General features: G+C 52.2%; 11 protein-coding genes. 4 read left to right on the top strand and 7 right to left on the bottom strand.

Annotation, left to right across the window (positions count from 1 at the left end; all coding sequences use genetic code 11):
- Positions 1 to 25: 25 nt before the first annotated feature.
- The 4 genes from dbpA to RVY89_RS06660 all read right to left on the bottom strand — a co-directional run bounded on the left by dbpA (position 26) and on the right by RVY89_RS06660 (position 4,164).
- Positions 26 to 1,399: an ATP-dependent RNA helicase DbpA gene (dbpA, locus tag RVY89_RS06675; RefSeq protein ID WP_202771326.1), complete on the bottom strand. Its 1,374-nt coding sequence runs from the start codon at positions 1,397 to 1,399 to the stop codon at positions 26 to 28.
- Positions 1,400 to 1,426: 27 nt separating this feature from the next.
- Positions 1,427 to 1,609 (bottom strand): proline-rich small protein YnaL, encoded by a 183-nt coding sequence (ynaL, locus tag RVY89_RS06670; RefSeq protein WP_484827905.1) that lies wholly within the window; start codon positions 1,607 to 1,609, stop codon positions 1,427 to 1,429.
- Positions 1,610 to 1,882: 273 nt separating this feature from the next.
- Complete coding sequence (gene zntB / locus RVY89_RS06665; RefSeq protein ID WP_484827258.1) at positions 1,883 to 2,866, bottom strand: zinc transporter ZntB; 984 nt, start codon at positions 2,864 to 2,866, stop codon at positions 1,883 to 1,885.
- Positions 2,867 to 3,021: 155 nt separating this feature from the next.
- Complete coding sequence (locus RVY89_RS06660) at positions 3,022 to 4,164, bottom strand: methyl-accepting chemotaxis protein (RefSeq protein WP_484827257.1); 1,143 nt, start codon at positions 4,162 to 4,164, stop codon at positions 3,022 to 3,024.
- A 456-nt stretch (positions 4,165 to 4,620) separates the two neighbouring features.
- Here RVY89_RS06660 and RVY89_RS06655 point away from each other — a divergent pair, with 456 nt between their 5' ends.
- From RVY89_RS06655 to RVY89_RS06640, 4 genes are all read left to right on the top strand, one after another.
- Positions 4,621 to 6,744, top strand: coding sequence for a putative bifunctional diguanylate cyclase/phosphodiesterase (locus RVY89_RS06655; RefSeq protein WP_484827256.1), 2,124 nt, complete (start codon positions 4,621 to 4,623; stop codon positions 6,742 to 6,744).
- Between the two features lie 92 nt (positions 6,745 to 6,836).
- Positions 6,837 to 8,069, top strand: a complete 1,233-nt coding sequence (locus tag RVY89_RS06650) for a sensor domain-containing diguanylate cyclase (protein WP_484827255.1) — start codon at positions 6,837 to 6,839, stop codon at positions 8,067 to 8,069.
- A gap of 74 nt (positions 8,070 to 8,143) precedes the next feature.
- Positions 8,144 to 8,284 (top strand): Ecr family regulatory small membrane protein, encoded by a 141-nt coding sequence (locus tag RVY89_RS06645; protein ID WP_021240268.1) that lies wholly within the window; start codon positions 8,144 to 8,146, stop codon positions 8,282 to 8,284.
- A 217-nt stretch (positions 8,285 to 8,501) separates the two neighbouring features.
- Entirely contained in the window at positions 8,502 to 9,068 is a 567-nt protein-coding gene (locus RVY89_RS06640; RefSeq protein WP_032647513.1) for a DJ-1/PfpI family protein, read from the top strand.
- A gap of 121 nt (positions 9,069 to 9,189) precedes the next feature.
- Here RVY89_RS06640 and RVY89_RS06635 read toward each other — a convergent pair whose 3' ends face one another.
- The 3 genes from RVY89_RS06635 to RVY89_RS06625 form a co-directional block, all read right to left on the bottom strand.
- On the bottom strand, positions 9,190 to 9,528 hold the full coding sequence (locus tag RVY89_RS06635; RefSeq protein ID WP_484827254.1) for an STAS domain-containing protein: 339 nt from the start codon (positions 9,526 to 9,528) through the stop codon (positions 9,190 to 9,192).
- 82 nt (positions 9,529 to 9,610) lie between these two features.
- Positions 9,611 to 12,028: a glycogen/starch/alpha-glucan phosphorylase gene (locus RVY89_RS06630; RefSeq protein ID WP_484827253.1), complete on the bottom strand. Its 2,418-nt coding sequence runs from the start codon at positions 12,026 to 12,028 to the stop codon at positions 9,611 to 9,613.
- Positions 12,029 to 12,288: 260 nt separating this feature from the next.
- Positions 12,289 to 13,905 (bottom strand): peptide ABC transporter substrate-binding protein, encoded by a 1,617-nt coding sequence (locus tag RVY89_RS06625; RefSeq protein WP_484827252.1) that lies wholly within the window; start codon positions 13,903 to 13,905, stop codon positions 12,289 to 12,291.
- Between the last annotated feature and the right edge of the window lie 37 nt (positions 13,906 to 13,942).

Genomic DNA, 13,942 nt, shown 5'->3' with positions numbered 1-13,942 from the left:
AAGCCCTTCTGAGACGCTTGATTCATTATTTCAGCAGACGTACGCGACAGGTTTTACCCTTAATTTTCCCGTTTTGCAGCTGCTTCCATGCCTTATGGGCCACCGCCTGGCGAACCGCGACATAGACATGCGCCGGATGAACCGCAATCTTACCGATATCTGCCCCGTCCAGCCCCACATCCCCGGTCAGCGCGCCTAATACGTCACCTGGACGCATCTTGGCTTTTTTACCGCCATCGATACACAGCGTCGCCATTTCGGCTTCCAGCGGCACCAGGCTGACGCCAGCAGGGGCATTCATCCAGTTCAGCTTAATCTGCAACATCTCAGACAGAATATTAGCGCGCTGCGCCTCTTCCGGAGCGCAGAAGCTGATGGCCAGACCGCTGTTTCCTGCGCGGGCGGTACGACCAATACGATGCACGTGTACTTCAGGATCCCACGCCAGCTCAAAGTTCACCACCAGCTCGAGAGATTTAATATCCAGACCGCGCGCAGCGACGTCAGTTGCAACAAGAACGCGGGCGCTGCCGTTTGCGAAACGGACCAGCGTCTGATCGCGATCGCGCTGTTCCAGATCGCCATGCAGCGACAGTGCGCTCTGGCCGGCGGCATTCAGGGCATCACAAACCGACTGACAGTCTTTTTTAGTGTTGCAGAACACCACGCAGGAGGCAGGCTGATGCTGGCTCAGCAGTTTCTGCAGTAGCGAGATTTTCCCCTGCTGCGAGGTTTCAAAGAACTGCTGTTCAATGGCGGGCAGAGCATCTACGCTGTCAATTTCAATAGTCAGTGGATTTTTCTGCACGCGTCCGCTGATGGCGGCGATGGCCTCCGGCCAGGTCGCGGAAAACAGCAGCGTCTGGCGATCGGCCGGGGCGAAACGGATCACCTCGTCAATGGCATCGCTGAAACCCATGTCCAGCATGCGATCGGCCTCATCCATCACCAGCGTTTGTAGCGCATCCAGCGAGACGGTGCCCTTCTGCAGATGATCGAGCAGACGGCCAGGCGTCGCGACAATAATGTGCGGGGCATGCTGGAGTGAATCACGCTGGGCACCGAACGGCTGTCCGCCGCAGAGGGTTAAAATCTTGGTATTGGGCAGAAAACGCGCCAGGCGACGCAGTTCACCCGCTACCTGGTCTGCCAGTTCGCGGGTCGGACACAGCACCAGAGACTGGGTCTGAAATAGCGCCGCATCAATGTGCTGCAACAGACCAAGGCCGAATGCCGCCGTTTTCCCGCTGCCCGTTTTCGCCTGTACGCGCACGTCACGGCCCTCGAGGATGGCGGGCAACGCGGCCGCCTGAACAGGCGTCATCGTGAGGTATCCCAACTCGTTGAGGTTATCGAGTTGGGCGGCGGGCAGAACATTCAGGGTAGAAAAAGCGGTCACTGTAGTCTCTCGTGGTCATCTTTGCAGTCAGATGGCGCGTATCCTCGCAGATCTCGCGGTTCGATGCGACAATTTAATCGGTTCTTCATCGGGCGGCGGGTCAGGCATCGGCTGCGGACGCGGGATGGGATCGGGCATTGGCACCGGATCGGTCGGGATAGGATCGGATTGACGCGATTGTGGCAGTAGCAGAGCGTTAAGGATGCTCATCATTCCCTCCAGAATTTGCTGTCGTCTCTTTTAGGGTAGACGCTGAGAATCAGGAGGCAAAAAAAAGCCGACTATGAAGTCGGCGTCGTACGAATCAATTGTGCTATGCAGTAATTCAAAAAAGGAAGTAAGACAATATGGAGCGCAACGCCCATCGCTTGACGTTGCATTCACCTGCGGGAGTAATATTGCACCTTACGGGGTAGATGTTTATTGACTTCGCTCAATTAAAAGAGCGTTTTAATCCCGGAAAAATATGATAAAAGCTTAAATTTACAGCCATTTACTACGATGCAACCACCATGCAACACCCCCAATCAAAACAACTAACATCACGCAAAAGGCCGTAAAGCCGTAGCGATAAGCGCCCCCCGGAATTCCGCCCAGGTTGACGCCAAACAGCCCGGTAAGAAACGTGCTGGGTAAAAACACCATCGCCATCAGGGACATCGTATAGGTTCTTCTCGCCAGCGACTCCTGCATTACCTGCGCGATTTCGTCCGCCATTACCGCCGTTCTGGCAATACAGGAATCAATCTCGTCCAGCCCGCGGCCCAGCCTGTCGGCAATATCCTGCATTCTGCGTCGATGGTCGTCATTCATCCAGGTAAGCCTTTCGCTGGCAAGGCGCGCATAAACGTCGCGCTGCGGCGTCATGTAGCGGCGCATCACAATCAACTGCTTACGCAATAAGGCCAAGAACCCGCGCGGCGGGATCTGCTGATCGAGAAGGTTATCTTCCAGGTCGATGATTTTGTCGTGCAGCTCTTCGATAAACTCGCTCGCGTGATCGGTAAGCGCGTCGCAGACGTCCACTAGCCAGCTGCCGCAGTCGACCGGCCCGGTGCCCTCTTTCAGATCGTTGACGATGTCATCCAGCGCGAGGACTTTTCGCTGCCGGGTCGACACAATGAGCCCATCGTCCATGTAGACACGCATCGCAACCAGCTGATCGGGGCGTTCATCCGTGCTGCCGTTAATGCAGCGCAGGGTGATCAGCGTCCCGTCACCCATTCGGCTCACGCGGGGCCTCAGGCTTTCACCCGCCAGCGCATCGCGCACGTTATTGGGCAAAAGCGGAGTCGAGGCCAGCCAGTCAGCGCTGTCCGGGTGGGTATAGTTCAGATGTAGCCAGCAGGGATGCGCACTATCGATCACATCATTGTCTTCCAGCGGTCGCGCACCGCCGCGACCGTCCAGCACCCACGCAAAAACTGCGTCAGGAACGTTAAGTTCAGATCCTTTAATGCTTTCCACAGCGCCTCCGCCTTTTTAGCTCTTTCGGTGTCAGTCTAGCTTTCATCAGGGGTTAAGCAACAACTATGTATCCCATCGCGCTGAAATCGCTCAGGAATTGTACACAGCGGCCAGAGGCGTAAAAAAAGCCTGGCATGCCAGGCTTTGAGGTAATGTCAAAGAGAGTGCTCGGGCCGCTGAAGGAAGGATGGTGAGCCGCCAGGTAATGAGGAAGAAGAGCCCTGGTCAAGTCTGAAATTACGCGTTCGGGCCTGCAGCTCAATCACCTGATTGCGCAGTACATCAGAGGAACCGTTGAGCTCTTCTGCCATCGCCACGTTACTTTGCGTGACCCGCTCCAGCTCCGATAGCGCGAGGGTAATCTGAGAAATGCCTTTCTCCTGCTCTGACGTAGACGAGGAAATTTCGTCCATCAAGCGGCTGACATTCCCCGAACCCGTCACGATTTCATGCATGTTTTTCTCAGCCTGTGACACAACGCCAACGCCCTGCGTGACGTTACTGCTGGTGACTTCAATCAGCGCTTTGATATTTTTCGCGGCCTCTGCGCTGCGGTGTGCCAGGTTTCTGACCTCTTCCGCGACTACAGAAAACCCCTTTCCATGATCGCCCGCCCTCGCCGCCTCTACGGCCGCGTTGAGCGCGAGAATATTCGTCTGGAACGCAATGCCGTCAATCAACGAAATAATCTCCGTCATCTGCTGGGCGCATTCGGTAATGGACTGCATATTGCTGGCGACCTGCCCCATGAGCTCACCGCCTTTGCGCGCCTGCAGCGTCGCCACATTTGCCTGCTCGCTCGCCAGGCGGGTGTTATCGGCATTGTTCTTGGTGCTCGCAGCCATTTGCTCCATGCTGGCTGCGGTTTGTACTAAAGACGCAGACTGCTGTTCGGTTTTCACCGAGAGCTGAGCGCTACGGGTCGAGAGCTGATCTGATAAGGTCATGGCGGTTTGCGACGACGCCCGGATCTCACGCACCAGCGTCGCAATGTTGCCGGACAGGCTATTGATCCCGGGAATAAGTCGACCCGCGCAGTTATTGCCAAACTCAGGGATAGAGACCCCAAGATTGCCAGCTGTCACCTCTTCAATACTTCTCTTTACCGTATTGATCGGCGTCACAAGATAGCGGGTCATGTAGACCCAAAGCAAAAATAGCGCAACGAAATTGATAACGTTTATGGAAATAAAGAGAGAGGACTTGCTGGAAATTAGAACAACGACACCTGCGTTTACCAAAAATAGCGATAAAAGGAACCCGACAATAAAGGTCCTGACACTAATATTTCTTAGCATGATGATACCCACGTTTTATATTTTGGTCGGCATCTAGACTTATAGCATTGGCCTGGCCGTTTTTCCTCGCAAACTTCACGGGTTTGTTTTTTCGCCGTTAGCAACCTGGGATTTGGCTTAAGTCAGATAAAAAGAGCGTATTAGTGAAAATGTTCTTCGCGGCATGCTGTGATACTGGTCTGCCGCCACGTTAAGCGATACCATCCGCTGCGGCGCATCGATACAATCGCCGTTATATTTAAGGAGCTTTGCTACTTTTATTCGATCTTGTTTAGCAATGCTTAATATATTAACAAGAGAATATATTTTATATTCTTAATGAGTTTTAGAGTATTAATATGACCGGTCATTTTTCACGATAAATAACTAATATGGTTTGAATGCGCATGTTCGTTGCCCGATAAAGATGTACCCGGCAGGCGAAATCGGTAACCCTCTCAGGCGTGGGATTGCATAATGCTCAATATATCGTGGGACCCTGTGTTAATCGCTATCTCTTATCTGGTGGCGTTTATCGCCTCCTTTGTGGCGCTGGACAGCGCCGGAAAGATCCCCCTTTCCAGCCGAAAGGCTGCCCTGTTCTGGCGTATGGCCGGAGGCATCTCGCTCGGCATCGGCATCTGGTCGATGCACTTTATCGGCATGCTTTCGATGCAAATGCCCATGATGATGAGCTACGACCTCTGGTTAACCCTTGCATCCCTCGGCGTCGCGGTGGTTGCTTCGGCCACGGCCCTTAATATTGCCGTCGCGGGAAAAAAACGCTCTCTCTTTCGACCGATCGTTGCCACCGCGATCCTGAGCGCGGGCGTGGTGTCCATGCACTATACCGGTATGGCTGCCCTGATGCTGGATGGAAGCATCATCTGGGATCGCCGTATTGTGGGGTTGTCCGTCGTCATTGCCGTGGTGGCTTCCGGCACTGCGCTGTGGCTGGCTTTCCGCCTGCGAGACAAAGGGGTTTTTATCGAGCGCCTTCTCGCGGCCCTGGTCATGGCCGCCGCCATTTGTGCGATGCACTATACCGGCATGAGTGCCGCGCATTACCCGGAAATGTCGCATACCCTCCCCGGCGGGATCGGCGAGCTCGGTTTATCCATCTGGGTTTCGGTCACCACGCTCTGCCTGCTTGGCGTGATGTTGATTATTTCCCTTGTTGATTCTCACCGGCGCACCGGCCGGCTGACCGACAATCTGCGGCAGCTCAACCGGCAGCTTGAGCTCCAGGCGCGCTTTGATGCGCTCACCGGACTCGCGAATCGCCATCAGATGGATATCCGCATGCAGGACTGCCTGCGCAGCGCGTTGCTGAGTAACAGGCAATTTGCCGTCATTTTCCTGAACGTCGATCATTTCAAACGCGTCAACGATACCTGGGGTCACAGCGTCGGCGATGAGTTATTGATAACCGTTGCGCAGCGCATCACGGCCCGACTCACGCGTGAGATGACCCTGGCAAGGCTGGGAGGAGACGCCTTTATCCTGCTGGTGCCGGAATGTGATGATGAAAAGCTCAACGCCCTGCTCACTTCACTGCTCGGGGATGTACGACGCCCCCTGTCTATTTGCGGACATACGTTGAGCACGACGATCAGCGCGGGCGTCAGCCTCTATCCTCAGGATGGCGAAACGCTGCACGAGCTCAAACTTAAGGCGGATGCAGCCTTACATCACGTCAAAGATGATGGGCGCAACGGCTGGGCGATTTACCGGGCCGAGATGTCAACAGCGATCCCGGCGAAACCCGGATTCCTGCAGGAGCTCTCTCAGGCGCTTGAACGCGATCAGTTTGAGCTGTGGTACCAGCCCACCTGGCATGCGGGAGAGAAAACCATTCACGGTTTTGAAGCCCTTCTGCGCTGGCGGTATCCTGAGCAAGGCGTTGTGCTGCCGGGTCTGTTTATCTCCTCGCTGGAACAAACCGGCTTAATTATTCCGGTGGGAAACTGGGCCATTGAAGCTGCATGCCGTCAGCTGCATTTCTGGACAGAGCAAGGGTTCAGCCAGTGGACGCTATCGCTCAACCTATCCCCCGTCCAGTTCGAGCAGCCGGACATTTTCCAGATCATCTCGACGATGCTGGAGAAATATAGCCTGTCTCCGTCGCGGCTGATCCTTGAGGTAACCGAGAGCACCGCGCTTAAAAATCTCGACCGCAGCATTGAGTTACTCAACGCGTTTAACCATGCGGGGATCACCGTCTCGATTGATGATTTTGGTACGGGCTACTCGAACCTGCTGATGCTGAGCGTGCTGCCGGCAAAAGAGCTCAAGATCGACAGAAGCTTTGTAACGTCGATGCTGGAAAATGAAAAAAGCTACAAGCTGGTTGAAACCATTATCAGTATCGCCAGAACCATGGAGATGAACGTTGTGGCAGAAGGGATTGAGACGGAAGCACAACAGGAGGTTCTCACCCGTCTCGGCTGCGACTACCTGCAGGGTTACCTTTTCTCCCGCCCCTTACCTGCCGAACAGGTGCCGTGGCTACTGCTGCAGATAAACTCTGACAAACAGATTATACCCATTAATAAAATTCAAACGGACCCCGCATTTATTTCTCAAAAAAATCATGCCTGACGGGGTTAAGTGGAGTATGTTTCAAGGGAGTGCACGCGAGTCAATTCTGTCATGATTGTCAGGCACATGTTGTCGATGACCAGGAAACGCCTATGTCGCAACCTTGTTTTGATGCGTTGAATGTAATTAAAACACCCGTGTGGCTCGTTTCACCCGTGTCGGAAAAGATCATTTTTGCGAATGTGGCCGCAACGCAGATCATGGGGGATAAAACGCTCGATGACCTGCGCAAAGGGATCTACTCTGCCAGGGCGCAAACCCTCCTGACGATGTATGTACCTGAACTGAAAATAGAGCAGGAGATCGTCGAAATCTGGACAACGAGCCGTGATGGACAGGATACACCGTTAAGCTGTCGCCTCTCGCTTGCCCACTACGCTCCCTGGGGAGAGGTCATTATCTTCGAGGGCATCTCCCAACAAATACTCTCGGGATTGAAGGCGAGCCGTTCCGCCACCTATCGGCGGAAAAAACAGGGTTTCTATGCGCGCTTTTTTCTGACCAACAGCGCCCCGATGCTGTTAATCGATCCGGCCCGCGACGGGCAAATCGTCGATGCGAATCTGGCCGCGCTCAATTTTTATGGTTATTCACACGATGACATGTGCAATAAGCATACCTGGGAAATCAATACGCTGGGGCGAGATGTGATGCCCATTATGACTGCGATTGCCGCGCTGCCCGGCGGACATAAGCCGCTCAATTTTATTCACCGCCTTGCCGATGGCTCAACCCGCCACGTTCAGACATATGCCGGGCCCATTGAAATCTACGGTGACAAGCTGATGCTGTGCATCATCCACGATATCACCGAGCAAAAAAGGCTGGAGCAGGAGCTGGAACATGCGGCGTTACGTGACTCCATGACGGGGTTACTCAACCGGCGCCAGTTCTACGCGATTACCGATCAAAGCAGCCAGAATAACCTTCCTTCCCGGCAGCAATTTAGCCTGCTGCTGGTGGATACCGATCATTTCAAAAACATTAATGACCTTTTCGGCCATCTGAAAGGCGATGAGGTACTTATCGCCCTTTCCCGGACTCTGGAAGCCTGTAGCCGGGAGGGCGATATGGTGTTCCGCTGGGGTGGCGAAGAGTTTGTTATCCTGCTGCCGCTTACCTCTCTCGATACCGCGATGCAGATTGCCGAGTCAGTCCGCGCGGCCGTTGCCCGCATTACGATCCCGGGCTTGCCGCGATTTACCGTCAGTATTGGCGTGGCGCGGCACAATCAGGGAGAGAGTATTGATGAGCTGTTCAAGCGTGTAGACGATGCGCTGTATCGCGCTAAAAATGACGGACGCAATAAAGTCCTTGCTGCATGAAACTGGAGTATCCGGGAAAGCCCCGCTACAATGCCCACCTCGAATCAATTAGCTTCAGGTGGGTAAAAGCCGCAATGGGAAAAACTGAAATAATACTCACCTTAATTATTTTACTCCTTATTATATTTGGCTTCTGGTTTATTTTTAGCGGTGAAATCTGGTATCTCGTCGAGTTTCTTGAAAATAGCCTTTACCCAACCTTCGACGCACCGTAACGCACGTTTAATCGCGTGTTTCGCCTACCGAATATGTCAGGTATCTGCCTCTCTTGCAGCCGCGTAAAATACGCAGCGTTATCCTCCAACAACGTTGATAACGAATCACTTATTCATTTGCTTATGTTGCCCGTGCTCTGACGGGCTTTTTTATTTCCGGCAATTCAGCCACGCCAGGCTATATCTTAATCATCTTTATTGATAAAGGTGAGGAACGATGAGCAAGAAGATCCTGATGCTGGTTGGCGATTACGCCGAAGATTATGAAACCATGGTGCCTTTTCAGGCTTTGCAGATGATTGGCCATCAGGTGGATGCGGTCTGTCCCGACAAACCGAAGGGCGACTACATCATGACGGCAATCCATGACTTTGACGGCGCCCAAACCTATAGCGAAAAACCCGGGCACAGGTTTACCCTCAACGCCGATTTTTCCACCGTCAAGGAGCAGGATTACGACGCGCTGCTCATCCCCGGCGGGAGAGCGCCCGAGTATCTGCGGCTAAATGAGGACGTGTTAAAGCTGGTGCAGGCTTTTGACGCCGCGCGTAAGCCGATTGCAGCGGTGTGCCACGGCCCACAGCTGCTCGCTGCCGCAGGAATCCTGAAAGGACGAACCTGTAGCGCCTACCCGGCCTGTGCGCCTGAGGTACGCCTCGCCGGTGGACACTACGCCACTATCGGCATCGATCAGGCCCATGTCGACGGCAACCTGGTGACGGCTCCCGCCTGGCCCGCCCATCCGCAGTGGCTGGCGAAGTTTAGTGCGTTATTAGCACAATAGCGCGCCGGTATCAGCCCGGGCGGAGCGGTGCCATGTTTTGCAGAACTGGCGCGAGAAAGCGTCAGTTCTCGTTCTGATCGTTGGCAACATCCCGCCTTCCCCACCGAAAAGCACTGTGATATCAGCCCGTCAACACCTGCATGGCATCCTGCCGATTGGCCTTGATAGAAAAAATACGATCCATTCTGGTCAGCTTAAAGAGATCGTGTGTATTGCTATTAAGCGAACACAGCACCAGCTCACCCTTGCCGTTTAAACTCTTGAGTATGGATACCAGCGCGCCGAGACAGCTGCTGTCAATAAAATCTACGTGGCTGAAATCCAGCAATATCTTTTTATTACTTCTTTCAATCACCTCCAGCACCTGCTGCTTAAAGGTCTGTTCGACAGAGGCATCCAGTCTGCGCACCAGCGGAACGACAATCTGTACGTCATTTTCACTCTGTATTTCAAAGTTCATAATCACCCCCGGCATTGGCTGAAGTAAGCTAGCTTTTCGAATCACCGACATCGCTTCTGAAAGAAGCCTGAAAACATAACCATCAGCAGTTTATGCCCCAAATATCCTTTGCATAGCCCTGAATGGTTCTGTCACTCGAAAACTCCCCCATTCGGCTAATATTTAGCAACGCTTTTCGATGCCACTGGCGGGGGTGTTCAAAATCCGCCATTGCCTGACGTTGGGTTTGGCTGTAGCTGTCAAAATCCAGAAGATGGCAATAATGATCGGCTGCTGTCAACATATGGTGTAGCGGTGCAAAGAGCTCGCGATCGGCGGTAAATACGCCGGAAATAAGCGTATTCACTATATGCATCATGCGAGGATCGCTCTGGTGAGTGAAACGATTATTATCGCCATTGGAACGGATTTCATTAATTTCTTCAGCCGTCGCGCCGAAAAGATAGAAATTTTCTGCTCCAATAGCATTAAGAATTTCAATGTTGGCACCATCGTACGTACCCATTGTTAACGCACCATTCAACGCGAACTTCATATTACTGGTTCCAGATGCCTCCGTACCTGCTGTGGATATTTGTTCAGACAGGTCTGTTGCCGGTATTATGCTTTCGGCCAACGAGACTTTGTAATCCTCAAGAAAAACGACTTTCAACTGTCCGGCAATACGCGCATCGCTGTTGACTTTATTCGCAACAGCATTGATTAACTGAATAATAAGCTTTGCCATTCGATAGCCGGGTGCCGCTTTACCAGCAAAAAGATGTACCTTAGGTGCTATGGTTCTCCCATTCTCTTTAATATCAATATAGAGAGAAATGACGTGCAGAATATTCAGGAGCTGGCGCTTATATTCGTGAATGCGTTTTACCTGGCAATCAAACATTGCCATCGGATCCAGCATAATCCCGTAACGTTGTGAAACAATCTGGCTCAGCGCGGATTTATTTTTGAATTTAATGTCGCGGATGCGATCGATTACCCCCGTATCATCCGCATGCTTCTCCAGCTGTCGAAGCATATGCAAATCCGTCGGCCATCGGGTACCCAGTTGCTGATTCAGAAACGCAGCAAGATTTGGGTTAGCCTGCTGCAACCATCTGCGCGGCGTAATGCCGTTGGTCTGATTTATGAATTTATCTGGCGTAATAAAGTAAAAATCGGGAACCAGGTGCGTTTTGATAAGCTCGGAATGGAGCATCGCCACCCCATTGACACAGTGACTCCCGACGATGGCCAAATTTGCCATCCTGATACTTTTCTCGTTGTCCCCCGAAAACAGAGACAAGGAGGTCAACAAGTGCGGTTTGTCTGGCCATCGGGAGGCGACATCCGCAAGAAAACGGTGGTTAATCTCAAAAATAATCTGCAAGTGTCGCGGCAACAGTTTTTCGAACAACGCCACTGGCCAGGTTTCCAGAGCCTCGGGCATCAACGTATGGTTCGTGTATGCACAGGTTCTTTGGGTGATATCCCAGGCCTGGTGCCAGGGAAGGCTGTATTCATCGACAAGTATTCGCATCAACTCAACAACAGCCAGCGCGGGATGCGTATCATTTAGCTGGATGGCGACATGCCGCGGCAGTAACGAAATGTCTGTTTCAATCTCAGCGTATTCGCGGAAAATATCGCGCAAGGTACATGCTACAAGAAAATACTCCTGAGTAAGTCTGAGCTCCTTACCTGAAAGAATTTCATCAGAGGGATAGAGTATTTTTGAAATATTTTCAGAAGCTATTTTTTCACTGACTGCTTTTATATAATCGCCATGATTAAAAATATGAATATTAAAAGAGTTAGAAGCTACGGCACTGTATAAACGAAGTTTATTCGTGGTGCTGCCTCTGTAACCCGAAACGAAATAATCATTAGGAATGCCGACGATGGTATTCCACCCCATCCACATTGGATTATAATTCCCGTCAGCATCATCTGCATGTTCAATAAAACCACCAATAGGGATCAGCATTGCCTGACTATGATGTTCAACCAGCCATGGGGAGTGCATGGAATGCCAGTCATCCGGATGTTCGACTTGCTGACCATTCTCAAACGTCTGCCTGAATAAACCATATTCGTATTTTATACCATGCCCTGATGCAGCAATATCTAACGTAGCCATAGAATCGATGAAACAGGCGGCCAGGCGCCCTAGCCCACCATTCCCAAGTGCCGCATCGGGTTCTTCATCAAAAATATTATCGAAATCGAATCCAAGCTCATTGACAACCTGACGCATATCATCTAGCAAATTCATATTCGTCAGGTTATTACGCAATGACTGTCCGAGTAAAAACTCCATTGAGAGATAATAAACGCGCTTTTTCTTTTCCGCACGCTGCCGGGTCTGACTATCGAGATAGCGATCTTGCTGAAAATACCGCACTGCCAGCGCCACAGCATTGAATATATCGCCGTTGGTAGCCTTGTCCAGGCTAACGCATAACGTATATTTTAATTGTGTTTCGACAAGTTCACGCAACTCTCTGTTAGTGAAAGACATGTTGACCTCACTGGAGTTACTGCATGTTTTTAATATGCAGAACACAAGATATTATTTTGTTCAAGTGTAGACGGCGATATTCAACTCATGCAATTTTTACCCACAATTGCATATTGCGTTGTTTTTGAATCGTCTGAGAAATATCAGCAGTGTGTATCGTCAGGAAAATCCCGCTTTCTGCGGTGGCGAGAGAGGATCAGAGGAGCAACTGGCGCTGAACTCAGCGCCAGTTCTGGATTGGTCGTTTTAATCCCTACACATCAGTGCTTCTCAATATACATTGTCCGGCTATACGCCACGTCTTCCGGGTTATTGATGGGATAACCTTTCACCCATGGCTTAATCAGGCGACCATTGGTGTACTGGTAAATTGGCGCGATGGGCGCTTTCTCCATGAGGATTTTCTCCGCCATGTTGTAGTCCGTATTACGCGCTTTGGCCGTGGTCTCGAGCGTAGCCTGGTGGATAATTTTATCGTAAGCCGGTTCGTTGAAACGCGAGATATTGCCGCTGTGGGTTGAGGTCAGCAGGGACAGGAAGGTCGATGGCTCGTTGTAATCCCCCACCCATGACGCGCGGATCACGTCAAAATTGCCGGTATTGCGGCTGTCGATATAGGTTTTCCACTCCTGATTTTGAAGTTTGACATCCACACCGAGATTTTTCTTCCACATGGACGCCACCGCAATGGCGATTTTCTGGTGGTTTTCCGAGGTATTGTACAGCAGGGTCAGCTTCAGCGGACGCTGGGGGCCGTAGCCTGCGGCCTGGAGCAAGGTTTTGGCCTGAGCGTTCAGCTCCTGCTGGGACATCTGCTCGAACGGCGAAGGTTCAGGCGTGAAGCCCGCCGTCACGTCAGGGGTGAAATGCCAGGCCGGTTTCTCGCCGGTGCCCAGTACCTTTTCCGCCATAATGCGGCGATCGATAGTCATGCTCAGGGCAAGACGAACCCGGGCATCGGCCGTCGGGCCCTTTTGCGTGTTAAACGCGTAGTAGTAGGTCCCGAGCTGTGGCGGCGTATATACCTGTCCTGGAATGTCCTTCAGCAGCTTCTGATACATGTTTTTCGGGAACGATTCGGTAATATCAATATCCCCTGCCAGATAGCGTTTGGTGGCGGACGATTCCTGATTAATCGGAATGAAGGTCACTTTTTGCAGGACAGTTTTCGCATTGTCCCAATAGTGGGTATTCGGCACGACAACCAGTTTTTCATTCACCACGCGCGCGTTCAGGACGTACGCGCCATTGCCCACCAGAGCGCCCGGACGAGTCCACTCTTTCCCGCTTTCAACGTTCGCTTTTTGCACCGGATAGAAGGCGAAGTTTGCCGTCAGGTTGCTAAACCACGGTAGCGGTTTGTCCAGCTGGACGCGTAATGTTCTGGCATCCACCGCCGTCACGCCCAGGGTATCTGGTGCCGCTTTGCCATCGATAATAGCCTGGGCGTTGTTGATACCCGCCAGCGCCGCAAACCAGGCAAACGGAGAGGTTGTTTTTGGGTCAACCAGACGCTGCCAGCTGTAGACAAAATCCTGCGCGGTGACCGGCGTACCGTCAGACCATTTTGCGTTATCGCGCAGGGTGAACGTCCAGGTACGGTTATCGTTACTCTGCCAGCGCGTCGCCACGCCCGGGGTCAGTTCCCCTTTCTCATTCTGATTCACCAGCCCTTCAAAAAGATCGCGAATCACCTGAATCTCTGGCAACCCCACCGCTTTTGCCGGATCGAGCGAAGCCGGTTCGTCTTTAATATGTCTGACCAACTCCTGTTTTTGCGCCAGTACCGTGCCCTTCGGCACATCAGCGGCGAACGAGAGTGTAGAGAGCCCGCACAGGCACAGTGCGGTGAAAAGACGCGAAACAGGATGCTTCATAAGATCCCCTTTGATGAATTCAGGTAACAAGCAGATG

This window comes from Enterobacter sp. 3U4 (genome assembly GCF_057224565.1).
Note: the sequence above shows the minus strand (reverse complement) of the source record. Positions and strands in the feature narration are given on the sequence as shown.

What these genes read in the sequence shown, in the direction of transcription:
- ynaL (WP_484827905.1), bottom strand. Translation starts at nt 1,609, where the DNA reads ATGAGCATCCTTAACGCTCTGCTACTGCCACAATCGCGTCAATCCGAT.
- RVY89_RS06660 (WP_484827257.1), bottom strand. Translation starts at nt 4,164, where the DNA reads ATGCTAAGAAATATTAGTGTCAGGACCTTTATTGTCGGGTTCCTTTTA.
- RVY89_RS06655 (WP_484827256.1), top strand. Translation starts at nt 4,621, where the DNA reads ATGCTCAATATATCGTGGGACCCTGTGTTAATCGCTATCTCTTATCTG.
- RVY89_RS06650 (WP_484827255.1), top strand. Translation starts at nt 6,837, where the DNA reads ATGTCGCAACCTTGTTTTGATGCGTTGAATGTAATTAAAACACCCGTG.
- RVY89_RS06645 (WP_021240268.1), top strand. Translation starts at nt 8,144, where the DNA reads ATGGGAAAAACTGAAATAATACTCACCTTAATTATTTTACTCCTTATT.
- RVY89_RS06640 (WP_032647513.1), top strand. Translation starts at nt 8,502, where the DNA reads ATGAGCAAGAAGATCCTGATGCTGGTTGGCGATTACGCCGAAGATTAT.
- RVY89_RS06635 (WP_484827254.1), bottom strand. Translation starts at nt 9,528, where the DNA reads ATGAACTTTGAAATACAGAGTGAAAATGACGTACAGATTGTCGTTCCG.
- RVY89_RS06630 (WP_484827253.1), bottom strand. Translation starts at nt 12,028, where the DNA reads ATGTCTTTCACTAACAGAGAGTTGCGTGAACTTGTCGAAACACAATTA.
- RVY89_RS06625 (WP_484827252.1), bottom strand. Translation starts at nt 13,905, where the DNA reads ATGAAGCATCCTGTTTCGCGTCTTTTCACCGCACTGTGCCTGTGCGGG.